The 20,740-nt window shown below is 65.4% G+C and carries 26 protein-coding genes, 2 tRNA genes, 1 pseudogene and 1 riboswitch; of the genes and pseudogenes, 18 read left to right on the forward strand and 11 right to left on the reverse strand.

Annotated elements, in window-relative coordinates:
* Positions 1-103 precede the first annotated feature (103 nt).
* Both OKW52_RS07415 and OKW52_RS07420 read left to right on the forward strand, forming a co-directional pair.
* On the forward strand, positions 104-583 hold the full coding sequence (locus OKW52_RS07415; protein WP_264505162.1) for a UPF0262 family protein: 480 nt from the start codon (positions 104-106) through the stop codon (positions 581-583).
* A 65-nt stretch (positions 584-648) separates the two neighbouring features.
* Complete coding sequence (locus OKW52_RS07420) at positions 649-1,041, forward strand: arsenate-mycothiol transferase ArsC (protein ID WP_264507672.1); 393 nt, start codon at positions 649-651, stop codon at positions 1,039-1,041.
* Here the strand turns inward: OKW52_RS07420 and OKW52_RS07425 are convergent.
* Positions 1,001-1,432: a winged helix-turn-helix transcriptional regulator gene (locus OKW52_RS07425; protein ID WP_264505163.1), complete on the reverse strand. Its 432-nt coding sequence runs from the start codon at positions 1,430-1,432 to the stop codon at positions 1,001-1,003. The two genes, OKW52_RS07420 and OKW52_RS07425, sit on opposite strands and share 41 nt — an antisense overlap.
* A 95-nt stretch (positions 1,433-1,527) precedes the next feature.
* Here OKW52_RS07425 and OKW52_RS07430 point away from each other — a divergent pair, with 95 nt between their 5' ends.
* The 10 genes from OKW52_RS07430 (at position 1,528) to OKW52_RS07475 (ending at position 9,082) form a co-directional block, all read left to right on the forward strand.
* Positions 1,528-2,379 carry an NmrA family NAD(P)-binding protein gene (locus OKW52_RS07430; protein ID WP_264505164.1) on the forward strand — a complete coding sequence of 284 codons (852 nt, stop codon included), beginning with the start codon at positions 1,528-1,530 and terminating at the stop codon, positions 2,377-2,379.
* A 101-nt stretch (positions 2,380-2,480) separates the two neighbouring features.
* Positions 2,481-2,891 carry a ketosteroid isomerase-related protein gene (locus OKW52_RS07435; protein ID WP_264505165.1) on the forward strand — a complete coding sequence of 137 codons (411 nt, stop codon included), beginning with the start codon at positions 2,481-2,483 and terminating at the stop codon, positions 2,889-2,891.
* Positions 2,888-3,469, forward strand: coding sequence for a GNAT family N-acetyltransferase (locus OKW52_RS07440; RefSeq protein ID WP_264505166.1), 582 nt, complete (start codon positions 2,888-2,890; stop codon positions 3,467-3,469). Before OKW52_RS07435 ends, OKW52_RS07440 begins: the two co-directional genes overlap by 4 nt.
* Positions 3,470-3,477: 8 nt before the next feature.
* The gene (locus OKW52_RS07445; RefSeq protein ID WP_264507673.1) at positions 3,478-4,365 is read left to right on the forward strand and encodes a carbon-nitrogen hydrolase family protein; all 888 of its coding nucleotides are present in this window, start codon (positions 3,478-3,480) and stop codon (positions 4,363-4,365) included.
* 76 nt (positions 4,366-4,441) lie between these two features.
* Positions 4,442-4,660, forward strand: coding sequence for a translation initiation factor IF-1 (infA, locus tag OKW52_RS07450; protein ID WP_127104863.1), 219 nt, complete (start codon positions 4,442-4,444; stop codon positions 4,658-4,660).
* Entirely contained in the window at positions 4,660-5,223 is a 564-nt protein-coding gene (locus OKW52_RS07455; RefSeq protein ID WP_264505167.1) for a Maf family protein, read from the forward strand. Before infA ends, OKW52_RS07455 begins: the two co-directional genes overlap by 1 nt.
* Positions 5,220-6,251 (forward strand): ribonuclease E/G, encoded by a 1,032-nt coding sequence (locus OKW52_RS07460; protein ID WP_264505168.1) that lies wholly within the window; start codon positions 5,220-5,222, stop codon positions 6,249-6,251. Before OKW52_RS07455 ends, OKW52_RS07460 begins: the two co-directional genes overlap by 4 nt.
* The gene (locus OKW52_RS07465) at positions 6,248-6,409 is read left to right on the forward strand and encodes a DNA gyrase inhibitor YacG (RefSeq protein ID WP_264505169.1); all 162 of its coding nucleotides are present in this window, start codon (positions 6,248-6,250) and stop codon (positions 6,407-6,409) included. The genes OKW52_RS07460 and OKW52_RS07465 overlap by 4 nt, the downstream gene beginning before the upstream one ends.
* A 186-nt stretch (positions 6,410-6,595) precedes the next feature.
* On the forward strand, positions 6,596-8,392 hold the full coding sequence (locus OKW52_RS07470) for an acetate/propionate family kinase (protein ID WP_264505170.1): 1,797 nt from the start codon (positions 6,596-6,598) through the stop codon (positions 8,390-8,392).
* A gap of 34 nt (positions 8,393-8,426) precedes the next feature.
* Positions 8,427-8,570, forward strand: a riboswitch (FMN riboswitch).
* 80 nt (positions 8,571-8,650) lie between these two features.
* The gene (locus OKW52_RS07475) at positions 8,651-9,082 is read left to right on the forward strand and encodes a 6,7-dimethyl-8-ribityllumazine synthase (RefSeq protein WP_264505171.1); all 432 of its coding nucleotides are present in this window, start codon (positions 8,651-8,653) and stop codon (positions 9,080-9,082) included.
* 14 nt (positions 9,083-9,096) lie between these two features.
* On the opposite strand, the gene OKW52_RS07480 is transcribed toward OKW52_RS07475, so the two are convergent.
* Positions 9,097-10,089, reverse strand: a complete 993-nt coding sequence (locus tag OKW52_RS07480) for a saccharopine dehydrogenase NADP-binding domain-containing protein (protein WP_264505172.1) — start codon at positions 10,087-10,089, stop codon at positions 9,097-9,099.
* 91 nt (positions 10,090-10,180) lie between these two features.
* Here OKW52_RS07480 and OKW52_RS07485 point away from each other — a divergent pair, with 91 nt between their 5' ends.
* The gene (locus tag OKW52_RS07485) at positions 10,181-10,534 is read left to right on the forward strand and encodes a winged helix-turn-helix transcriptional regulator (RefSeq protein WP_264505173.1); all 354 of its coding nucleotides are present in this window, start codon (positions 10,181-10,183) and stop codon (positions 10,532-10,534) included.
* A 23-nt stretch (positions 10,535-10,557) separates the two neighbouring features.
* Here the strand turns inward: OKW52_RS07485 and OKW52_RS07490 are convergent.
* Positions 10,558-10,633, reverse strand: a tRNA-Ala gene (locus tag OKW52_RS07490).
* Between the two features lie 159 nt (positions 10,634-10,792).
* Between OKW52_RS07490 and OKW52_RS07495 the strand changes: the two genes are divergently transcribed.
* Positions 10,793-11,251 carry a GatB/YqeY domain-containing protein gene (locus tag OKW52_RS07495; RefSeq protein WP_264505174.1) on the forward strand — a complete coding sequence of 153 codons (459 nt, stop codon included), beginning with the start codon at positions 10,793-10,795 and terminating at the stop codon, positions 11,249-11,251.
* On the opposite strand, the gene OKW52_RS07500 is transcribed toward OKW52_RS07495, so the two are convergent.
* From OKW52_RS07500 to ctaD, 4 genes are all read right to left on the reverse strand, one after another.
* The gene (locus tag OKW52_RS07500; RefSeq protein ID WP_264505175.1) at positions 11,244-11,753 is read right to left on the reverse strand and encodes a DUF2244 domain-containing protein; all 510 of its coding nucleotides are present in this window, start codon (positions 11,751-11,753) and stop codon (positions 11,244-11,246) included. The genes OKW52_RS07495 and OKW52_RS07500 overlap by 8 nt on opposite strands.
* Positions 11,753-12,394, reverse strand: a complete 642-nt coding sequence (locus tag OKW52_RS07505) for a glutathione S-transferase family protein (protein ID WP_264505176.1) — start codon at positions 12,392-12,394, stop codon at positions 11,753-11,755. Before OKW52_RS07505 ends, OKW52_RS07500 begins: the two co-directional genes overlap by 1 nt.
* Before the next feature lie 40 nt (positions 12,395-12,434).
* Complete coding sequence (locus tag OKW52_RS07510) at positions 12,435-12,833, reverse strand: RidA family protein (RefSeq protein ID WP_264505177.1); 399 nt, start codon at positions 12,831-12,833, stop codon at positions 12,435-12,437.
* Positions 12,834-12,901: 68 nt separating this feature from the next.
* A complete protein-coding gene (ctaD, locus tag OKW52_RS07515; RefSeq protein WP_264505178.1) occupies positions 12,902-14,566 on the reverse strand; it encodes a cytochrome c oxidase subunit I in 1,665 nt (554 codons plus the stop codon).
* 337 nt (positions 14,567-14,903) lie between these two features.
* On the opposite strand from ctaD, the gene OKW52_RS07520 reads away from it, so the two are divergent.
* Complete coding sequence (locus tag OKW52_RS07520; RefSeq protein WP_264505179.1) at positions 14,904-16,112, forward strand: aminotransferase-like domain-containing protein; 1,209 nt, start codon at positions 14,904-14,906, stop codon at positions 16,110-16,112.
* Here OKW52_RS07520 and OKW52_RS07525 read toward each other — a convergent pair.
* Together OKW52_RS07525 and lipB are read right to left on the reverse strand one after the other, a co-directional pair.
* The gene (locus tag OKW52_RS07525; RefSeq protein WP_264505180.1) at positions 16,109-16,477 is read right to left on the reverse strand and encodes a hypothetical protein; all 369 of its coding nucleotides are present in this window, start codon (positions 16,475-16,477) and stop codon (positions 16,109-16,111) included. The two genes, OKW52_RS07520 and OKW52_RS07525, sit on opposite strands and share 4 nt — an antisense overlap.
* Before the next feature lie 114 nt (positions 16,478-16,591).
* Positions 16,592-17,260: pseudogene (lipB, locus tag OKW52_RS07530) on the reverse strand (lipoyl(octanoyl) transferase LipB); the annotation flags it as partial.
* Positions 17,261-17,422: 162 nt separating this feature from the next.
* Between lipB and OKW52_RS07535 the strand changes: the two are divergent.
* Entirely contained in the window at positions 17,423-19,066 is a 1,644-nt protein-coding gene (locus OKW52_RS07535; RefSeq protein ID WP_264505181.1) for a peptidoglycan-binding domain-containing protein, read from the forward strand.
* A 28-nt stretch (positions 19,067-19,094) separates the two neighbouring features.
* Here the strand turns inward: OKW52_RS07535 and OKW52_RS07540 are convergent, their stop codons facing one another.
* Together OKW52_RS07540 and OKW52_RS07545 are read right to left on the reverse strand one after the other, a co-directional pair.
* Complete coding sequence (locus OKW52_RS07540; RefSeq protein WP_264505182.1) at positions 19,095-19,394, reverse strand: LytTR family DNA-binding domain-containing protein; 300 nt, start codon at positions 19,392-19,394, stop codon at positions 19,095-19,097.
* Positions 19,358-19,876 (reverse strand): hypothetical protein, encoded by a 519-nt coding sequence (locus tag OKW52_RS07545; RefSeq protein WP_264505183.1) that lies wholly within the window; start codon positions 19,874-19,876, stop codon positions 19,358-19,360. The genes OKW52_RS07540 and OKW52_RS07545 overlap by 37 nt, the downstream gene beginning before the upstream one ends.
* A 94-nt stretch (positions 19,877-19,970) precedes the next feature.
* On the opposite strand from OKW52_RS07545, the gene OKW52_RS07550 reads away from it, so the two are divergent.
* Both OKW52_RS07550 and OKW52_RS07555 read left to right on the forward strand, forming a co-directional pair.
* The gene (locus OKW52_RS07550; RefSeq protein WP_264505184.1) at positions 19,971-20,468 is read left to right on the forward strand and encodes a DUF2306 domain-containing protein; all 498 of its coding nucleotides are present in this window, start codon (positions 19,971-19,973) and stop codon (positions 20,466-20,468) included.
* Positions 20,469-20,533: 65 nt separating this feature from the next.
* A tRNA-Leu gene (locus tag OKW52_RS07555) sits at positions 20,534-20,620 on the forward strand.
* Positions 20,621-20,740: the final 120 nt, after the last annotated feature.

Below are 20,740 nucleotides of genomic sequence, written 5' to 3' on the forward strand. Positions count from 1 at the left end.
ACGCGCAGAGGGGGCTAGCCCCCCTGCCTTGGCCGCCAATCGCGCCTTGATCCCGGTTGTGCGCTGGGGCATCACCATGGGGCAAACGACGAAAGCCACGTGAATGAACCGCATCTGCCACATCGACATCGACGATTCCGGCCTGCCTGCTCCGACCCCCGAGATGGAGCAGGAGCGCAAGGTCGCGGTGTTCGATCTGTTGGAAGAGAATTGCTTCACGCTGCCCCAGCGCGAGGGCCGCAGCGTGCCCGAAGGGCCCTACCGGCTGGCACTGGCGATCCGCGACCGGCGGTTGGTCGTCGAGATCAGTCAGGAAACCGGCACACTTGTCGGTGAAATGCACCTGTCCCTTGGCCCGTTCCGGCAGGTGGTCAAGGATTACGACCAGATCTGCGCCAGCTATTTCGATGCGGTGAAACGCCTGCCGCCCAGCCAGATCGAAGCGATCGACATGGCCCGGCGCGGCATTCACAACGAGGGAGCGCGGGTGTTGCAAGAGCGGCTCGAGGGCAAGGCCGAGATCGATCTCGACACCGCCCGCCGCCTTTTCACCTTGATCAGCGTGCTGAATCGCGGGGCGTGATCTTGGGTGAACCCTTTCCCAGTTCCATTCTGTTTTGCTGCGACCACAATTCCGTGCGCTCGCCGATGGCAGAGGGGCTGATGAAGCAACTCTACGGGCAGCGCGCCTATGTCCAATCCGCCGGTGTCTACAATGATCTGGAAATCGACGGGTTCGCCGTCACCGTCAGTGCCGAAATCGGCGTCGAGCTGTCGCGCCACCGCTCGCGCAGTTTCGACGAGATGGTCGAGTGGGGCGACGATCTGTCGGGCTTTGATCTGATCGTGTCACTGTCACCCGCCAGCCAGCGCATGGCGCTGGAGATGACACGCTATGCGCATGTGAACGTGGAATACTGGCCGATCATGGACCCCACGGGACTGGGCGAAACCCGCGAAACCAAGCTGCAGGCCTACCGTCAGACCCGCGATCAGATCGTCAAACGGATGCAGGAGCGGTTTGGTCCGGCGACTCGCTGAGGTCACCCGCCGATCCATGGGCGGACAGGATCTGGCCCAAGGCCCCTTCGATCCAGCCCACCAGTCCGACCAGATGCTGCGCTGCCGTCTCACCCAGCGGGGTCAGCGAGTATTCGACCCGCGGCGGCACCTCGCCATAATCCTTGCGATGCACAAAACCGTCGCCCTCAAGCTGCTGCAGCGTCTGCGCCAGCATCCGCTCGCTGACCCCGCCGATTTTGCGGCGCAGAGCGGCAAAGCGGTAGGTGCCGGTCGCCAGCACCGCCATCACCAGCACCCCCCAGCGGCTGGTCAGATGTTGCAGCACGGCGCGCGAGGGGCAGTCGGGGGCCAGAACATTGCCGCGTGCCATGGCGTCGAGCATGTCTTGGGCGGATTGCGCGGGGGTCATGGTCGTCTCCGGAAATCTTACACTAACATTTATGTAGGTACTTATGTTTCGTAAGTAAAGGTCTATGTGTCCCTCATTAACCCTGTGAGGAACCCATGACCCAGACCATCGCCATCACCGGCGCCACCGGCCAGCTCGGCCGTCTCGCCATCGCCGCCCTGAAAACCCGCGCCCCCGGTGCCACGCTGATTGCGCTGGTGCGCGATCCGGCCAAAGCCGTCGATCTTGGCGTCGACGCGCGGGCGTTTGACTATACCGCCCCTGCCACGCTGGCCGCGCCGCTCAAGGGCGTCGATGTGCTGGTGCTGATTTCGTCAAGCGATTTCAACGATCGCGCCGGTCAGCACCGCAATGTCATCGCGGCCGCCGAACAGGCGGGCGTGGGCCGGATCGTCTATACCTCGATCCTGAAGGGCGATGCCTCGCCGATGCTGCTGGCGCAAGACCACAGTGCGACCGAGGCGGCGCTGGCCGCCTCCAGCCTGACAGCGACCGTCCTGCGCAACGGGTGGTATTTCGAGAACTACACCGGCGCTCTGGCCGGCGCGATCGAGGCGGGTGCCATTGTCGGGGTCAACGCCGCAGCCAGGATCGCCCCCGCCGCGCGCGCCGATTTCGCCGAGGCGATTGCCGTGGTTGCAGCGGACGATGCGCACGCCGGCAAGGTCTATGAGCTGGCTGGGGACGAGGCCTTCACCATGGCCGAATTCGCCGCCGAGGTTGCTGCACAAGCGGGCAAGCCCGTCGCCTACGCACCGATGCCGCAGGCCGCCTATGCCGATCTGCTGAAAAGCTTCGGCCTGCCCGAGGGCGCTGCGATGATCTTTGCCGACAGCGACGCGCAGGCGGGTGAGGGCGCGCTGCTGGACGAAAGCCACACGCTGTCGCATCTGATCGGACATCCGACGACGCCGTTGAAAGACGCTGTCGCTGCCGCTCTGGCCTAATCGTGTAGCGGGCCGGGGTCAGACCGGCCCGCTGCCCCATCTTTGGGGCTTTCGCCCGGAAGTGACTTGGGTATCCTGCCGGCGAAAATCAGGAGAACCCGATGCCCTCGCAAACCGCCCGCGCCACGATCCAAGCCTATTACGACGCCTTCAACGCGGGCGATGTCGCCGGAATGGTGGCCTGCCTGCATGACGATTTCGCCCATCATGTGAACGAGGGCGCGACGCGTCTGGGCAAAGCGGCTTTTGCGGAATTCTGCGCGCATATGTCCGAGACCTATAAAGAGCGGCTCACCGATCTGGTGGTCTATGGCAGCGAGGATGGCACGCGCGGCGCGGCGGAATTCACCGTCAACGGCACCTATCTTAAAACCGATCCGGGTCTGCCCGAAGCACATGGCCAGACCTATGTGTTGCCCGCCGGGGGGTTCTTCAGCCTCAAGGACGGCAAGATCACCCGCGTCACCACGTACTATAACCTGCAAGACTGGATCGCGCAGGTCAGCGCGTGAGGGTCGAGGCGCTCACCGGCCCTGCGCTGAGCGCGGCGCTGGACGATGTGGGGCGGCTGCGGATCGCCGTGTTCCGGGACTGGCCGTATCTCTATGACGGCGATCTGGCCTATGAGCGGCTCTATCTGGAGCACTACCGCACCAGTGCGCGTGCGGTGTTGGTGGGGGCCTTCGACGGCGGGTCGCTGGTCGGGGCGGCGACGGGGACGCCGATGGAAGACCACGCCAATGACTTCGCGACTGCGTTCTCGCAAACCGGGCTTGCGCTGTCAGACATTTTCTATTGCGCTGAATCGGTGCTGTTGCCCGCGTATCGGGGCAAAGGCGTCGGACATCGCTTTTTTGACAGCCGTGAAGCGCATGCACGATCCCTTGGTCGCCGTTATGTTGCCTTTTGTGCAGTGCAGCGCCCGGATGATCACCCGGCGCGCCCTGACGGGTATCGACCCTTGGATGCCTTCTGGCGGGCGCGGGGGTATGCGCCGCTGGACGGGGTTGTCGCGAAGTTTCGCTGGAAAGATCTGGGCGACACCGTAGACTCGGAGAAACCGCTGCAATTCTGGATGCGAGAGCTATGACCAATACCGTGACCATCGCCGCTGCTGCCTATCCTCTGGACTGGTTCGACAGCTTCGACGCTTTCGAGACAAAAGTCGCGCGCTGGGTCGCCGAGGCGGCAGGCAAGGGTGCGCAAGTGATGGTATTCCCGGAATACGGCGCCATGGAACTGGCCAGTCTGGGCGGCGCGGCGGTGGCGGGCGATCTTGAAGGGGCGCTATCGGAAGTGGCCAGGCACCAGCCTGCCGCCGATGCGGTCTTTGCCCGGCTGGCAGCGGAATACGGCGTCTATATCCTCGCGCCGTCGGGTCCGGTGTTTACCGGCAACCGCCCGGTCAACCGGGCGTCGTTCTTTGGCCCCAACGGGCCGATCGGGCATCAGGACAAGCAAATCATGACCCGGTTCGAGCGCGAGGAGTGGGATGTCATTCCCGGTGCCGACGGACTGGCGGTCTTCGATACGCCGCTGGGACGCTTTGGCGTGGTGATCTGCTATGACAGCGAGTTCCCGCTGCTGTCGCGTGCTCTGGCCGAGGCCGGTGTCGAAATCCTGCTCGCCCCCAGCACCACCGAAACCCACGCCGGATTTACCCGCGTGCGTGTCGGCTCAATGGCGCGGGCGCTGGAAAATCAATGCGTTGTGGTCCACGCCCCGCTGGTCGGTGAGGCCGCGTGGTGCGTCGGGGTCGAAGAGAACACCGGCCGTGCGTCGATCTATGGCCCGCCGGATCGCGACTGGCCTGCGACCGGGATTATCGCTGAGGGCGAGATGAATGTGCCGGGATGGGTCTATGCTACGGTGTCGCGCGATCAGATTGCGCAAACCCGCGCTGACGGCGTTGTCTTGAACCTGACGCACTGGCCGGAACAGAGCGAACGCATCCACAGCGCGACGCGGGTTATTAGCGCAAGTTAAACCTTGATTCTTCTGAAATGAAGGCGCATATCGCCATCGCCTGCTTCGTGCGGGCGGATACCCATTTGGAGAGACCATGGCCAAGGAAGAACTGCTCGAATTTCCCGGCGTCGTGAAGGAACTCTTGCCGAATGCGACGTTCAAGGTCGAGCTGGAAAACGGCCATGTCATCATCGCACACACGGCAGGAAAGATGCGCAAGAACCGCATCCGTGTCCTCGCAGGCGACCGCGTTCAAGTCGAAATGACCCCCTACGATCTGACCAAGGGCCGGATCAACTATCGCTTCAAGTGATGCGTCTTGTTCTGGGTTCGGCCAGCCCGCGCCGGCTGGACCTGCTGGCGCAGATTGGCGTCACGCCTGACGCCGTACGCCCCGCTGACATTGATGAAACGCCCAGGGCCCGGGAACTCCCGCGGCCTTATTGCGCGCGCATGGCGTTGGAAAAAGTTCAGGCGGTGACGGCGGCCGAGGATGAGATCGTGCTCTGCGCCGATACCACCGTGGCGCTGGGCCGCCGGATTCTGGGCAAGCCAGAGACGGCGACACAGGCGGCGGAATTCCTGATGCTGTTGGGCGGGCGTCGTCATTCGGTGATCACCGCTGTCGCGGTCAAACGCGGCGCGCAGGTCTGGACGCGGGAAGTGGAAACGGCGGTGAAAATGAAGCGCCTTTCGGACGATGAATTGAACGGCTACCTCGCCAGCGATGAGTGGCAGGGCAAGGCCGGTGCTTATGGCATCCAAGGCCGGGCCGGGGCGTTTATCCCGTGGATTCAAGGCTCGTTCAGCGCCGTTGTCGGCCTGCCGCTGGCGGAAACTGCTGTGTTGCTGAACGCTGCCGGGTGGCGCGCATGATCGGCCGGGTGATTGCGCTGGGCCAGATCGAGGGCCGCGAGGTGGCGGCGCTGATGGTCGATGGCCTGATCGAAGACCTGGCCATGGAAACCGACGCGCTGGGCACAGGGGCAATCCTGCGCGGGGTTGTCGGGCGGCCGGTCAAGGGGCTGGGCGGCGTGTTCGTCGACCTGCCGGACGGCCAGAGCGGCTTTCTGCGTGCGCCCAAAGGGCTGGCGCCGGGGCAGCGCATTCTGGTGCAGATCGCCGGGGCGGCCGAGCCGGGCAAGGCTTTGCCGCTGACGCAGCGCCTGTTGTTCAAGAGCCGCTACGCGATCGTCACGCCCGATGCGCCGGGGCTGAATGTCAGCCGCGCGATTCATGACGAAGACATCCGCGCTGAGCTGACGGCACTGGCAGGGGCCGCGATGGCAGGGGCGAGCGAGACGCTGGGCCTGATCCTGCGCTCGGTCTGCGAGCAGGCGAGCGACGAGGACGTAACCCAGGACATCGCCCAGATGCGCGCGTTGGCCGAGGCCGTGCTGGCCGATCTGACCGGCGGACCCGAGTTGCTGGTCGATGCGCCGGGGCCGCATGAGCTGGCCTGGCGCGACTGGGGCGATGCGGATGAGGTCGACGACAGCGCCGAGGCGCTGGATCACTCAGGCGCGCTTGACCAGATCGAGGCGCTGCACCGGGGCGAAGTCAAGCTCGACGGCGGCGCGTCGATGTGGATTCAGGCGACCCGCGCCTTTGTCGCGGTCGATGTGAACACCGGCGCGGACACGTCGCCGGCGGCGGGGCTGAAAGCCTCGATCGCGGCGGCGCGCGATCTGCCCCGCCAGCTGCGGTTGCGCGGTATGGGCGGCATGATCATCGTCGATTTCGCGCCCTGTCCCAAGCGTGACCGGCATGTGCTGGAGCAGGTGCTGAGCAAGGCGTTCCGCGCTGATGCGGGGGAGGCGACGATGGCGGGCTGGACTCCGCTGGGCAATTTCGAGCTGACGCGGCGGCGCGACCGTGCACCGCTGGCCGGGTGGCCGGTGTGAGCAAGGCGGCGACATGCGCGCACTGCGGCAAGCCGGTGGTCGACGCGTACAAGCCGTTTTGCTCGAAGCGCTGCGCGGATGTGGATCTGGCGCGTTGGCTGCGGGCGGATTACGCGATCCCGGTGGCCGACGAGCTGCCGGACGAGCCGGAAGAGTAGCAGAGCGGCGGCGCTCGGGGGCATCGAGCCCCTCGCGCCGCGCAGGGGACGCTGTCCCCTACGGCCTGACGGCCTACCCCTGGGATATTTATGGACAGATGATGCACACCCCCTGTGGGCGGTGGCGTCATGCTTTCGTCACAGCGGCTGCGGTCTTATCGTGTCGGAAAGCTCAGGAGAGACAGCATGCGCATTCTTGTGTTCAACGCGGGCAGTTCGAGCCTGAAATTCGGTGTCTTCGAGGGCGCGCGGGGGGAAGGCGGCGAGACGCGGCAATTGGTGAAGGGGGCGTTCGAGCGGTTCCGCGAGGGGGCCTGCGCGTTTGCGCTGGAGATCGACGGCGTGGCCGAGCGTGGCGAGGCCCCGCATGGGGATCTGGGCGCGGCGATCGCAGCGGTGCCGGGGGTGTTGGCGCAGCACGGCATCGACGGGATCGAGGCGGTCGGGCACCGGATCGTGCATGGCGGCGCGGAATTCGCCACGCCCGCCGTGCTGGATGCGCCGACGTTGGCGCGGATCGAGGCGCTGACGCCCTTGGCCCCGTTGCACAACCCCGCGAATCTGCACGCCGTCCGGCTGGCGCAGGCCGTCTGGCCCGATCTCCCGCAAGTCGGGGTATTTGACACGGCTTTTCATCTGACCAACCCGCCGCGTGTCTACAGCTATGCGGTGCCCGCGGCGTGGCGCGAGGCCGGGTTGCGGCGGTTCGGGTTTCACGGCACCTCGCATAAATACGTCGCCGAGCGCGCGGCGCAGGCGCTGGGGCAGCCCTTGGCGCGGCTCAGGATCATCTCGGTCCATCTGGGCAACGGGGCGAGTGTCTGCGCGATCAATCTGGGTAAAAGCTTTGAATCCTCGATGGGCCTGACCGCGCTGGAGGGGCTGGTGATGGGCACGCGCTCGGGCGATGTCGACCCCGGCGCGTTTGGGTATTTGCAGCGCCAGCTGGGGCTGGGCATCGAGGAAATCGAGCAGGCGCTGTACAGCGACAGCGGGTTGAAGGGGCTGACCGGCTCGTCCGACATGCGCGATGTCGAGGATCGCGCGGCGGCGGGCGACGCGGCGGCGCAGATGGCGATCAACCTCTATGCCCACCGCGCCCGCAAATACATCGGTGCCTATGCCGCCGGAATGGGCGGCGTGGATGCGGTGGTGTTTACCGGCGGGATCGGCGAAAACTCGGCCTCGATGCGGCGGCGGATTTGTGACGGGCTGGATTTCATGGGGCTGCGGCTGGATTTCGACCGCAACCAGTCGGTTGATCTGGCCGGGCGCGCGGCGCCGCAGATCCAGTCGTACGGCGCGCGGGTGGCGGTTCTGGTGACCGAGACCGCCGAGCAATTGCAGATAGCGCGCGAAGTGGCGGCGCATCTGTCGCGGCCCGAGGCTGAGGTCAGGCCAATCCCGGTGGCGGTATCGGGGCGGCATGTGCATCTGGCCGAGGATTCGCTGAAAGCGCTGTTTGGCCCGGAGTATGCGCTGACCATCGCCAAGCAGTTGCGCCAGCCGGGCAACTGGGCGGCCAACGAGCGGGTGACGCTGGTTGGTCCCAAGGGGCGGCTGGAGAATGTCGCGATTCTGGGGCCGCTGCGGCGGCGCACGCAGATCGAGGTCTCGCGTACCGACAGTTTCGCGCTGGGTATCGACGCGCCGGTGCGCGATTCGGGCGATCTGGACGGCACGCCGACGGTCCGTCTGATCGGGCCGCACGGGCAGCTGGACACCGACGGGCTGATCGTGGCGGCGCGGCATGTGCATATGCACCCCGATGACGCACAGGCGATGGGGCTTGAGGACGGGCAGATGGTGTCTGTGCGGATCGGGCAGGGCGAGCGGGCGCTGACTTTCGGCCATACCAAGATCCGCATCCAGCCCAATGCCTTCACCGAGATGCACATTGACACGGATGAGGCGAATGCCTCGGGCATCGGGCCAAACTGGGTGGGTGAGGTGATCGAGATGGAGGCGCATCTGGGCGCGTGACATCTTGCGAAACGGGGATTTGCGCGGGATAAGGGCGTGTTCTCAGGGCGGGGCGCAATTCCCCACCGGCGGTAAGCGGGCCTCCCGCAAGCCCGCGAGCGCCTTCCTTGCGGAAGGGTCAGCAGATCAGGTGCAATGCCTGAGCCGACGGTCATAGTCCGGATGGAAGAGAACCATCGCCCGATGCCGCGCAGCCGCGCGGGGCCGGGATGTATGGGATCGCCTTGGGTGACGTGTCGCTTGATAAGGAGATCCACTATGACACACACCCGTTACGCCTTTGTTAAAGCCGGTTGGCACGCCGATATCGTGGACCGCGCCTTGGAAGGCTTCTTGCAGACAATCCCCGCCGAGCAGGTCGATGTGTTCGACGTCCCGGGCGCGTTCGAGCTGCCGCTGATGGCGCGCGATCTGGCGAAAACCGGGCGCTATGCGGCTGTCGCGGCGGCGGCTTTCGTGGTGGATGGCGGCATCTACCGGCATGATTTCGTGGCACAAGCCGTGGTCAGCGGGCTGATGCAGGTGGGGCTTGAGACCGGGGTGCCGGTGCTTTCGGTCTCGTTGACGCCGCATCAGTATCAGGAGACCGCGCATCACAACGCGATCTACCGCGCGCATTTCGTCGAGAAAGGGCGCGAGGCGGCCCAGGCGGCGGTGAAAATCACCCAAGCGCGGGCCGCGTTGGCCTGACCGGCATTGGGGGCTCACGCCGACAGCGTGATCCCCTCGGCGGCCAGGTCGGGGGCCAGATCCGCGAGCTGCCACAGCGTCTGGATATGATGCACCCCGGTCTCGGTTCGCGTGGCCATGTCGCGCGCCACGCGGGCCGCGACCAGCGCGGTGATCTCGGCTTCGGCCCGCCCGTCGAGGGTCAGGCGGCGCGTTACCCGCGCGCCGTCGCGCCACCCGTCGGCGATGATCACAAGGCCGGTTCTGTCCGACCCCAGACGAAAGCGCGGCAGGCTCCAGCGCAGGAGTTTGCGCATCATGGGGCGCGGGGCAAGGGCCGACAGCAGGCGAAGCGACGCGCCGGTCACCAGCGGCGAGCCGAGGCCGAGGCGGGTGGTGACGGCCGGGATTCCGGCGCGGGTCAGCACATGCTGATCCGCAAAATCGAAGGGGATGGTCGGCACCGGACCCGAGGCGAAGTCGAGCCGCTGCACCGCGTCCGGCGGCAGGGGCCGCAAGCTGTCGAGTGTCCAGTCGATCGCCGCAGCGCCGTGGCTGTCACCGAGGCCCAGAAGCACGCCGATTGTCAGCGACTCGATCCGGTCGAGACCGCGCAAGGCCTCAAGCGCCATGAGGTTGGTCAACCCCGGTGCCAGCCCGACCGACAGCACCGCCAGCGCCCCGTGCGAACGGGCGAGAGCGTCGAGCGATTCGTGGCGTTGCAGCACGGCGTCGGTGGCCGAGATATCGACATAACCCAGTCCGCGCGTCAGAACGGCGCTCGCGAACTGCGTCGTGGCGGTATCGAGGCAGACCACCACTGGCCCCGACCCCTGCAAGGCCGCGTCCCAGCTTGTGGCGTCGTCCAGATCGAGCCGCGCCGCGTCGGTGCCAAGCTGGTCGGCCAGCGCTTTCGCCCGCACGACATCGCGCCCGGCGATGCGGACGGGCAGTCCCGCGCCCGACAGCCGCCGCGCGATCTTTGAGCCGACATGGCCGTAGCCGCCGACGATGGTGATGGGTTTCATGGCTTGGTCTCCTGCGGTCGCGGCGGCATAGTGCCGCCTGCTGCGCTTCAATCACACCGAATCGACCCTTTCCAAATGGGAAGTCCTGACGATGCTGACCGCCGATCCTTGCCGCCCCGATCAATGCCTCGCCGAGGATTGGCTCGGATTTCTGGGCCATCGCTGGAACGCGTTGACGCTCTGGCAACTGGAGGCCGGCCCGCGCCGGTTTTCCGACTTGCAGGACCGGCTGCCGGGGATTTCGCCCAAAGTGCTGACCGAGCGGCTTGAGGGCTTGCAGGCGCGCGGGCTGGTCAGCCGTCAGGTCTCGAACGGTTTTCCCCGCACGGTGACCTACGCGTTGACCGTGCAGGGCGCCGGGTTGCGCGGCGTGTTGATGCATCTCTACGACTGGGCCGAAACCCTGCCGGTGATGGGTGCTGAAAACACGAACGCCGCGCTGTAAGGGCGCGGCGTTTCGGGGGAGGGTGGTGGAGCAGAGGGGGATCGAACCCCTGACCTCGTCATTGCGAACGACGCGCTCTCCCATCTGAGCTACAGCCCCACACGCGGCGGTTTTGCGGCATTCGGGAGGCGCTGTCAAGGGTGGCGACGGGAATTGGCGGGGCTTTGCAGGCGCAGCGAAGACGTTGCCCTCGACCCTGCACAAGGGTATGGTGAACGACTGTTAACCAGCGTTTTCCCCAAGCCAAGGATCGACCTGATGTCGCTGCGCGCCCGGATCTCCGAGGACCTCAAGACTGCCATGAAGGCAAAGGACACGCTGCGCCTGTCCACGCTGCGGCTGATCAATGCCGCGATCAAGGATCGCGATATTGCCCTGCGCGGCGAAGGCGAAGACCGCGAAATGACCGATGTCGAGATCACCGCCGTGATGTCGCGCATGGTCAAACAGCGTCAGGAAAGCGCGCGCGCCTATGAAGAGGGCGGGCGGCTGGAGCTGGTCGAGCGCGAGCTTGACGAGATCAAGGTGATCGAAGGCTATCTGCCGCGTCAGTTGAGCGATGACGAGGTCGACGCCGCGATCGCCGCGACGATTTCCGAGCTTGAAGCCTCGTCGATCCGCGATATGGGCCGGGTGATGAATGCGTTGAAAACGCAGTTTACCGGGCAGATGGATTTCGGCGCTGTCGGGCCGATGGTCAAATCCCGGCTCAGCTGAACGGGTCGGGCGCGTAGGTTTTAAACCGCACCAGCAGGTCTGACAGGGCGTCATGCAGGGATGCCCGCTCGTCTGGCGTGAGGTATGCGCCCAGCTCGACCTCGCGCCCGCCGCCGGTCAGGATCAGGTAATTCTCAACCGGGCCGCCCCGAGGCACCAGCCGCAGCGACACCCAATGCGGATCGGCGCGCCATTGCTGTTGCGGGCTGCGCGGGTTGGTCCGGGTCAGGGTGATTTCTGCCCGGCTCAGGGTCAGTTCCTCAAGGATCTGGCGGTCGCGCCAGTTGCGGTCCAGCCCGTACCACAGACCCCACAGCGCGATGCCGGCAAAGGGCAACAGACCCCACAGCACCGGCGAGCCGATCACCGCCAGCAGCGGAATTGCCAGCGTTCCGGCCGCCATGCCAACAGCCATCACAAAGCCGCGCGGGTTCAGCGCGTTATGCGGCCACGCGCGCAGCGTTGCCTGCGTGGGGCTGTCTTGGGTCAGGGCATAGGGCATCAGGCCGGGCGCAGCGCGTCGTACGAGACCATGACATGCTCGGCATAGGCGGGACGCGCGCAGAGCCGGTCGTAATAGGCCTGCAGAGCGGGCAGATCGGCGCGGGCGATGTCGAGGGTGAAGTAGCGGTACAGAATGTTTCCCATATGAATATCGGCCAGCGTCAGCGTGTTGCCCATCATATAGGGGTGCAGGGCCAGCCGGGCCTCGGCCATCTGAAACTTGGCGGTCAGCGCCTTGAGGCTGGCCTCAAGGGCAGCCGTATTCCTGACCTCGGGCTTTTGGAAAATCATCGGCATGAACACCTGCCCGCCGAAGGGCAGGATGATGTTGATCTTGGCCCATTCCGCCCAGCGGTCGACGTCGGCGCGGGCGCCCGGCTCGACGGGCCAGAAGCTGTCAGGCGCGTAGCTGTTGGCCAGATACCGCAGGATCGCCGCTGATTCCCACAGCACCGGCCCGTCGCCGTCCTGCACCACCGGGACGGTGCCATTGGGGTTCATCGCCAGAAATTCGGGCGTGCCTGTGACGCCGAAGCGGTGGCCTGCGTCGATGCGGGCGTGGGTCAGGCCCAGCTCGGCCACCGCCCACATGACGGCTTGCACATTGGAGGAATCGCGTCGGCCCCAGATGGTCAGCATGGTTGCGCCTTGTGTTGGGTTGGGTCTGTGTTCTGCGGTCTTATAGCAGGGTTTCCGCGCTGGCGATCACGCGGATCTCGACCAGCGCGCCGTCGCGGCGCAGCCCGGCGACCTCGACCGCTGTCCAGGCTGGGAAGGGGTCTTGGACATAGTGGCGCCGGACGGCGGCGAAAGTGTCGAAATGGTCGCGTAGACCGACATGGTAGGTGGTCATCTCGACCACGGCGTCAAAGCCCAGCCCGGCCTCTGCCAGTACCGCGCCGATCTTGTCGAAGGCGTTGCTGAACTGCGCTTCGGGGTCGACCGGCATCTCACCCGTCGGGGCGCTGCCGGTCATGCCGGTAAGGAACAGATGACCGCCAGAAAGCACACCCGGCGACAGCGCCAGCTGGCGGACGGCATCGCCGGACCCGGGCGGGATGATGGCTTTGGGGGGCATCGCGGACTCACGCTGGGGGGAACGCAAAAGGCCCCGGGGTGAACCGGGGCCTCTCAAAATGGTGTGCCTCAGTGGGCGTGGCTGTGATCCCAGTCTTCACGCTTGGGCAGCTGCTCGAACGTGTGCTCCGGCGGCGGGCAGGGCAGGGTCCATTCCAGCGTGTCGGCGTGCTCGTTCCAGTAGTTGTTCTCGGTGACGCGTTTGCCGAAGAACAGCGTGTAGAACACGACCCCGATGAAGAACACGAACGACGCGAAGGACAGGAAGGCGCCCAGCGAGCTGACGTAGTTCCACAGTGCAAAGGCTTCCGGATAGTCGATGTACCGGCGCGGCATGCCCTGACGACCCAGGAAGTGCTGCGGGAAGAAGGTCAGGTTGGCACCGATGAACATCACCCAGAAGTGAAGCTTGCCCGCCCATTCCGGGTACTGACGGCCCGACATCTTGCCCATCCAGTAATAGATCCCGGCGAACAGCGCAAACACGGCACCCAGCGACATCACGTAGTGGAAGTGCGCCACGACATAATAGGTGTCGTGATAGATGCGGTCCACAGGGGCCTGGCTGAGCACGATACCGGTCACACCGCCGACGGTGAACAGGAACAGGAAGCCAAAGGCCCACAGCATCGGCGTTTCAAACGACAGCGAGCCGCGCCACATCGTGGCGATCCAGCTGAAGATCTTGACGCCGGTTGGCACGGCGATCGTCATCGTGGCCATCATGAAATACGTCTGCTGGGTCAGCGACATGCCCACGGTGTACATGTGGTGCGCCCAGACGACAAAGCCCAGCGCCGCAATGGCAACCATCGCGTAGACCATCGGCAGATAGCCAAAGATCGGCTTGCGCGAGAAGGTCGCGATGACGTGGCTGACGATGCCGAAACCGGGGATGATGATGATGTACACTTCCGGGTGGCCAAAGAACCACAGGATGTGCTGGTACAGGATCGGGTCACCGCCACCGGCCGGGTCAAAGAACGTCGTGCCAAAGTTGCGGTCGGTCAGCAGCATGGTGATGGCACCGGCCAGAACCGGCAGCGCCAGCAGGATCATCCACGCGGTGACGAACACCGACCAGGCGAACAGCGGCACTTTGTGCAGCGTCATGCCCGGCGCGCGCATGTTCAGGAAGGTGGTGATGATGTTGATCGCGCCCAGGATCGACGAGGCACCCGACAGGTGGACGGCGAAGATCGCGAAGTCCATCGAGTAGCCCGACTCACGGGTCGACAGCGGCGGGTACAGAACCCAGCCGGTGCCTGCGCCGTTCTGGCCTTCACCGCCCGGGACGAACAGCGAAACGACCGCCAGCGAAGCGCCTGCGACATACAGCCAGTAGCTGAGGTTGTTGAGGCGCGGGAACGCCATGTCCGGTGCACCGATGTGCAGCGGCATGAAGTAGTTGCCGAAACCGCCAAACAGCGCCGGGATGACGACGAAGAACATCATCAGCACGCCGTGGGCGGTGACGAGCACGTTCCACAGGTGGCCGTTGGGCGTTTCGCAATCGGAGCTGGCCAACAGGCGCGCGCCTTCCATGCACATGTGCTGCACGCCGGGGTGCATCAGCTCAAGGCGCATGAAGACGGTGAGCGCTACTGCGACGAAACCCACAAGTCCTGCGGTGAACAGATAAAGGACGCCGATGTCCTTGTGGTTGGTGGACATGAACCAGCGGGTAAAGAACCCTCGCTGGTCTTCATGTCCATGAGCGGCTGCGTTGGCCATGAGTTGCTCCCGTATCCCTAGGCGAATTTTTTCATTGCGCGGAATCCCCCGCTGCGGCGCAGAACCGCAGCAGAGACCTTGATCCGTTCTAGATTGCCCGGCGCGCGGCGGCAACGTCCCTGATGTCGCAGAGTGGAAAAATTTGATGCAGATCATGGTCATTCTTGCGGACGCGCCGGGTTTGACCCCGATTTGTATCGGCCAGGGCCGCCCAGGGGGCCCGATGCGCCCGGGGCGATCACAAATTCCGGGGCATTGCTGTAACAATAGGTCAGTCGCATTGACATAGTGCCCGGCCGGGCGCCTTCTCCGCTCCGATTTCGTCAGGAGAATGGTCATGGATTGGCAAAAAGTGCTCGCAGAGCGCAATACACGCATGAAAGCATCCGAGATCCGCGAGCTTTTGAAACTTTTGGATCAGCCCGAGATCATTTCCTTTGCTGGCGGCATCCCCGACCCCGCGCTGTTTCCGACGCAGGCCTTCGCTGACGCGATGCACGCGACGCTGACCGGTCCGGCCTCGGGTGCCGCGTTGCAGTATTCGGTTTCCGAGGGGTATCGCCCGCTGCGCGACTGGATCGCCGGGCAGATGGCTGCCATTGGCGTGCCCTGCGATGCGGATAACATCCTGATCACGTCAGGCTCACAGCAAGCGCTTGATTATCTGGGGAAACTCTTCCTCGATCCCGACGACACGGCGCTGGTCACCTGGCCGACCTACATGGGTGCCTTGGGGGCGTTCAACGCCTATCAACCGCGCTACGAACGCCTTGATCCGCACAGCAACCGGCCCGTCGAAGCGCTGGCCGAGGCGGCTTCCGAGGCCGGTGGCCGGGTGAAATTTGCCTATCTCTCTGCCGATTTCGCCAACCCTACCGGCGAGACGCTGGATCGGGCGGGGCGCGAGGCGCTGCTCGACATGGCCGAGTCGCTGGACATCGCGGTGATCGAGGACGCCGCCTATCAGGTTCTGCGGTATGACGGCGCGCCGGTCGCGCCGATTCTGGCGCTGGAGCTGGCGCGCAAGGGTGATCTCGAGGCGTGCCGCACGATTTATTGTGGCTCGTTCTCCAAGGTGCTCTCGCCGGGACTTCGTGTGGGCTGGGTTGTCGCGGCCAAGCCGGTGATCGCCCGGCTGGTGTTGATGAAGCAGGCCGCTGACCTGCATTCCCCGACCCTGAACCAGATCGCCACCGACCACGTCGCCCGCGCGATCTTTCCTGAGCATGTCGCCAGACTGCGCTCGGTCTACGCCGCACGCCGCGACGCGATGCTGGCCGCGCTGGCACAGCACATGCCCGAGGGCGTGCGCTGGACCAGGCCTGAGGGGGGCATGTTTGTCTGGCTGACCCTGCCCGAGGGCATGGACGGGGCCGCGTTGCTGGCGCAGTCGCTCAAGACCGAAAAGGTCGCCTTCGTGCCCGGCCGTGCGTTCTTCGCCGATGGCTCGAACGGCAACACGCTGCGGCTTGCGTTCTCTGTCGCCGACGAGGCGATGATCGCCGAGGGGATCAGGCGGCTGGGCCGCCTGATCGGCGGGGCTTAGTCGAACCGGATGCCGGTGTTCTCCAGAAAGACCGCCGCGGTGCCGCAATAGGTGACGATCAGTTCCTGTATCGAGCCGTCTTCATAGGTGATGCGGGTCTTCAGGTCACACTGGCCGCCCATGTCGAAGGGGAACTGCAGGGTCAGGCCGGTGCCCGGCACCATGCGTTGCGCCAGCCAGTTGTTGCTGTAGCCGCCCGCGGGCATCATCACGGCAAAGGAATCCACGCCGCGCGCGGTGTCGTTGAACAGGTTGAAGCTGGTGTCGTCGGCATGCAGGTCCTGCGCGACGGAAGGCGCGGCGAGCGCCACAAAGGCGGCAGCGCCGAGCGCCCGGACAAGGGCGCGGTAGGGGGTGAGGGTCATGGAGGGAGATCCTGAAGGGAAAGGGACAGCCGCGCGACGCTATGGTGGCGCGCCCCTTAAAGATAGTGGAATTTTTCGTCTTGATGTCATGGGTTTGTGGCCAGCAGACGGGGCTCAACCGCAGGGGGTCTGCCGCGCGAACACCGCGTGAAACTGTCGCTGCAGCGCGACATCCAGATCGTCCATCGTCACCGGCAGTCCCAGATCAACCAGCGAGGTCACCCCGTGCTCCTTGATCCCGCAGGGCACGATGCCGGAAAAATGCTCCAGCTCCGGCTCGACGTTGATCGAGATGCCGTGAAAGCTGACCCAGCGCCGCAGCTTGACCCCGATCGCGGCGATCTTGTCCTCTCGCGCGGTGCCGTCGGGGTTGGGCGCCTTGTCGGGCCGCGTGACCCAGACACCAACGCGTCCCGCGCGCCGCTCACCCGTCACATTGAACTCGCCCAGCGTGCGGATCACCCAGTCTTCCAGCTGGTTGACGAAACAGCGCACATCGCGGCCGCGGCGGTTCAGATCGAGCATCGCATAGGCCACGCGCTGACCCGGCCCGTGATAGGTGTATTGCCCGCCGCGCCCGGCCTTGAAGACGGGGAAACGGTCAGGATCGGTCAGATCCTCGATCCGGGCCGAGGTGCCGGCGGTGTACAGCGGCGGGTGTTCAAGCAGCCAGACGGCCTCGTCCGCGGTGCCTGCGCTGATCGCGGCCACGCGCGCTTCCATCGCTGCCAGGGTCTCGGGATAGGGCTGAAGCCCGGGCAGCACCGACCATTCCATTTTTCTGCACGCCTGATTGACTCGTTAGGCGGAAGGTAACGAACCAAGGGCTAGGGTCAATGATTGCTGGGGCCGAATCGTCTTTGACGGGCAATCCGTGCTTGGCGATTTGCGAGTCTGGGTGCTACGCTTCTCGCCATAGGGTTGCTTTATTATGTTGGGGGTATCATGAACCGCAAGATTTTCACGACGACCGCGCTCGTCGCGGCATTGATGACCGGTTCCGTCGGTCAGGCCCGCGCCGATGTCGGCAGCGCCATCGCGGGTGGAATTATCGGTGGAATTATCGGTGGGGCCATTCAGGGCCAGCGCCGGCCGACGCGCACCACGCGCTATGTCGTGCCCTCTGCCGCCCGGCAAGAAGCGCGTGAGGTGCAGACCGCGCTCAACCATTTCTATTTCCACGTCGGTACGCCCGATGGTGTGCTTGGCCGCCAGTCCCGCGCCGGGATTTCGCAGTATCAGGCCTATCTGGGCTTTCCGGTTACCGGCACGCTGGCCGTGTTTGAGCGGCAGGTGCTGATCTCGGCCTATCAGCGCGCGCAGATCGGCGGGCCTGAAGTGACGCGCGTCACGCAGCGCCATCAGGACGGTTTGCGCGGCCTGCTGACCGTCGTACGCGATGAGATGCAGGGCGGCGGCACCCGCGTTCGCAGCGCCGGGGCCTATGGGCTGCCGGGCGAAGTGGCCGACGCGGTCGATGAAATCGCCGCCAGCTCGGACCCGACGGCCGAGCAACTGGTGCAGCGATCAGGCTTTGTGCAGCTTTCGGATCTGAATGGTGACGGGCGCACCGACTATATCATCGACACCTCGGTGACCGGCTCGGCCTTCTGGTGTAACGCGCAGGCCTGTACGGTGCAGGTGTTCGTGTCTACGCCTGACGGCTATCGCCGCAACGACTTTCAGTCCAACAACGCCACGCCCGCCATGTTCGAGTGCCAGCAATCGTCGTGCCGCCTGACCGAAGGCGGGACCACGACGGTGGCCGCGCTGGGGGGACACGCTGACTCACCGCTGGCCCCGCCCGTCTCGGCGGCACAGCCGATGGTGCAAAACCCCAACGCGGCAGCGCCGGGCGTTACCGCGACGGGTGGCGGGATGCCCAACTTCTTCGGCGGGGGCAGCCGTCCGGCACAGACGTCACTCGCATCGCATTGCAACCGCGTGGGTCTGGTGACCTCGGCCAACGGCGGCTACAGCGATGTGACCACGATGACCGATCCCGTGTTTACCCTGAACGAACAGTTCTGTCTGGCGCGTGGCTATGCCATCGCCGATGGTGAAGCGATGATGGCGCAGCTTGGCGTGGCATCGCAGGACGTCGCCGGTCAGTGCGCCGGTCTGGCGACTGCCTTGCAGGCCAATGTTTCCGCCCTGTCGCTGCAACCGCGGGACGTGGTGCTGGCCGGGATGACGCAATGGATGTTGACCTCGGGGATGAGCACCAGCGATCTGGCGATGAACGCGCGGGTCTGTCTGTCCAGTGGCTATGCGACCGATAACCTGCCGGTGGCACTGGGGTCGGCGCTGATTCTGACCGCGCTGGGGGAAACCGCTTATGGCGAGCTGCCCGCGCATCACCTGATGCAAGGCATCGGCGCCGTGCAGCGCCGTGATCTGGCCGCCGACTGGTTCAACGCAAGCGTCCCCACCACGATGACCACCGAGGTGGCGTTTCAGCCCGGCCCGGCTTCGCGCAATGCGCTGATCATGGCGGCTGTCAATGGTGCTACCGGAAGCGTGCCGAGCATGGCGGCACCGGTGCAGCCACAGGTCCAGACGCCCGTCGCGCCCGCTGTCACCAAGTAACCACCGACGCTGAGTATAGCGGTCGGGCTCAGAACAGCCCGGCCGCTTTTGCTGCGGCGGCATAGGTGCGGCTGACGGGGATCTCGCGCCCGTCCGATAGGGTCAACACCCCGCGCGCGCCCTCGCGCCGCGCCGCGCGCACCTGATCCAGCGCCACCCAGTGCGACCGGTGCACCTGCAATCCGACGTCGCCGCCGGTTTCGGCGATGGCGTCGGACAGGCGCATCAGCAGCAACTCGCGGCCGCGCAGGGTGACCACCTCGACATAGTGATCCTGCACCGACAGCGAGATCAGCGCGCCGCGCTTGTCCAGCGGCAGCCGGGCCAACAGGCGCGGCGGTTGCGGGCTGGTGGTTTGCAGCGTGGCGGGCGTGGCAGGCGGGGGAAGCCCCAGATGAAGGCCGCGGTGACCATCAGCGCGATTGGGACGGTCGAGGTGAGCAAGTCGGCCACCGCGCCCCGGTCGGTGACGTAAAAGCCAAAGGCCAGAACGTTGAGCACCCCCACAACCGCCGCCGTCACCGCCGAAACCGTCAGGCTGGCGATCAGCCATTGTCCGATCCGCCCGATCCCCCGCCGCGCCAGCGCGTGCACGCATCCCTGTGTGGCCAGCCATCCCGCGCCCAGGGTCAGCACGACCACCGCCGCCCAATACGCCAGGCGCGTGGCGAATCCCAGCGAGGCCAGCGTGCCGAACGGCCCTGAAACCGCCAGCGCGACCACCACCGCAGCGACAATCACCCAGGGGCCGGGACGGCTGAACGCCGCGTGCATTTCACGAAGCGCAAGGCGCAGGGCGGTATCGTTCACGCAGATCCTCGTGTCGTTTACGTCTCGGGCCTCGACCAGCCGGGGCTGAGCGGGCAATCGACCACAACGCATAAAGACACGATGAGGCCCTCCGATGACAAGTCTTGCCCCGATTCTTCAAGCATCCCCGGCGATCCAGATCCACGTCGCTGCGGCGGTTCTGGCCCTGCTGCTGGGGCCGCTGGCGTTCTATCGGCAACGCCGTGACCGGCTGCACCGCGTCGTCGGCTATGTCTGGATCATTGCCATGATGGTGACGGCGCTCTCCAGCTTCTGGGTGCATTCCATGCCGCTGATCGGCCCCTTCGGCCCGATCCACGCGCTGTCGCTGTGGACGCTGTTCGCGCTGATCCGGGGTCTGCGCGCGGCCATACGTGGCGATATCGCCGTCCATCGCGGAACGATGCGCGGGATCTACCATTTCGGGCTGGCCGCGGCCGCGCTTTTCACCCTGTTGCCCGGCCGGATCATGCACCGGGTGCTCTTTGGTGCAGACAGCACTGGCGGACCGGTGGCGCTCGCTGCCCTGCTGCTGGCGGTGGCCGCTGCGGTGCTGCTGCAACGCCGCTACGGGCCGCGCAGAAATGCGTGAAGCGCCCTGAATTCCCTCTTCACATCCCTTGGTGAACCCGCTATGAGCAGCGCACCAATCCCAGTGCGGTCGTGGCGGAATTGGTAGACGCGCAGCGTTGAGGTCGCTGTGGGCTAACCCCCGTGGAAGTTCGAGTCTTCTCGACCGCACCATTTTCCCCTTGCAGCGAAAAACCCTCCGGGGACCCGGCCCGAGCCTGTCTCGAAGGTCAAACGCCTGTGAAACGATGTTTCATGAGGCCATTCTCCTGCACAGGACGCGATTCGCGCGCC

This window comes from Pararhodobacter zhoushanensis (assembly GCF_025949695.1).
Lineage (GTDB): Bacteria > Pseudomonadota > Alphaproteobacteria > Rhodobacterales > Rhodobacteraceae > Pararhodobacter > Pararhodobacter zhoushanensis_A.

What these genes read in the sequence shown, in the direction of transcription:
- infA (WP_127104863.1), top strand. Translation starts at nt 4,442, where the DNA reads ATGGCCAAGGAAGAACTGCTCGAATTTCCCGGCGTCGTGAAGGAACTC.
- OKW52_RS07535 (WP_264505181.1), top strand. Translation starts at nt 17,423, where the DNA reads ATGAACCGCAAGATTTTCACGACGACCGCGCTCGTCGCGGCATTGATG.
- OKW52_RS07510 (WP_264505177.1), bottom strand. Translation starts at nt 12,833, where the DNA reads ATGCCCCCCAAAGCCATCATCCCGCCCGGGTCCGGCGATGCCGTCCGC.
- OKW52_RS07525 (WP_264505180.1), bottom strand. Translation starts at nt 16,477, where the DNA reads ATGACCCTCACCCCCTACCGCGCCCTTGTCCGGGCGCTCGGCGCTGCC.
- OKW52_RS07425 (WP_264505163.1), bottom strand. Translation starts at nt 1,432, where the DNA reads ATGACCCCCGCGCAATCCGCCCAAGACATGCTCGACGCCATGGCACGC.
- OKW52_RS07430 (WP_264505164.1), top strand. Translation starts at nt 1,528, where the DNA reads ATGACCCAGACCATCGCCATCACCGGCGCCACCGGCCAGCTCGGCCGT.
- OKW52_RS07415 (WP_264505162.1), top strand. Translation starts at nt 104, where the DNA reads ATGAACCGCATCTGCCACATCGACATCGACGATTCCGGCCTGCCTGCT.
- OKW52_RS07435 (WP_264505165.1), top strand. Translation starts at nt 2,481, where the DNA reads ATGCCCTCGCAAACCGCCCGCGCCACGATCCAAGCCTATTACGACGCC.
- OKW52_RS07505 (WP_264505176.1), bottom strand. Translation starts at nt 12,394, where the DNA reads ATGCTGACCATCTGGGGCCGACGCGATTCCTCCAATGTGCAAGCCGTC.
- OKW52_RS07550 (WP_264505184.1), top strand. Translation starts at nt 19,971, where the DNA reads ATGACAAGTCTTGCCCCGATTCTTCAAGCATCCCCGGCGATCCAGATC.
- OKW52_RS07470 (WP_264505170.1), top strand. Translation starts at nt 6,596, where the DNA reads ATGCGCATTCTTGTGTTCAACGCGGGCAGTTCGAGCCTGAAATTCGGT.
- OKW52_RS07420 (WP_264507672.1), top strand. Translation starts at nt 649, where the DNA reads ATGGCAGAGGGGCTGATGAAGCAACTCTACGGGCAGCGCGCCTATGTC.
- OKW52_RS07520 (WP_264505179.1), top strand. Translation starts at nt 14,904, where the DNA reads ATGGATTGGCAAAAAGTGCTCGCAGAGCGCAATACACGCATGAAAGCA.
- OKW52_RS07495 (WP_264505174.1), top strand. Translation starts at nt 10,793, where the DNA reads ATGTCGCTGCGCGCCCGGATCTCCGAGGACCTCAAGACTGCCATGAAG.
- OKW52_RS07480 (WP_264505172.1), bottom strand. Translation starts at nt 10,089, where the DNA reads ATGAAACCCATCACCATCGTCGGCGGCTACGGCCATGTCGGCTCAAAG.
- OKW52_RS07500 (WP_264505175.1), bottom strand. Translation starts at nt 11,753, where the DNA reads ATGCCCTATGCCCTGACCCAAGACAGCCCCACGCAGGCAACGCTGCGC.
- OKW52_RS07455 (WP_264505167.1), top strand. Translation starts at nt 4,660, where the DNA reads ATGCGTCTTGTTCTGGGTTCGGCCAGCCCGCGCCGGCTGGACCTGCTG.
- OKW52_RS07460 (WP_264505168.1), top strand. Translation starts at nt 5,220, where the DNA reads ATGATCGGCCGGGTGATTGCGCTGGGCCAGATCGAGGGCCGCGAGGTG.
- OKW52_RS07485 (WP_264505173.1), top strand. Translation starts at nt 10,181, where the DNA reads ATGCTGACCGCCGATCCTTGCCGCCCCGATCAATGCCTCGCCGAGGAT.
- ctaD (WP_264505178.1), bottom strand. Translation starts at nt 14,566, where the DNA reads ATGGCCAACGCAGCCGCTCATGGACATGAAGACCAGCGAGGGTTCTTT.
- OKW52_RS07475 (WP_264505171.1), top strand. Translation starts at nt 8,651, where the DNA reads ATGACACACACCCGTTACGCCTTTGTTAAAGCCGGTTGGCACGCCGAT.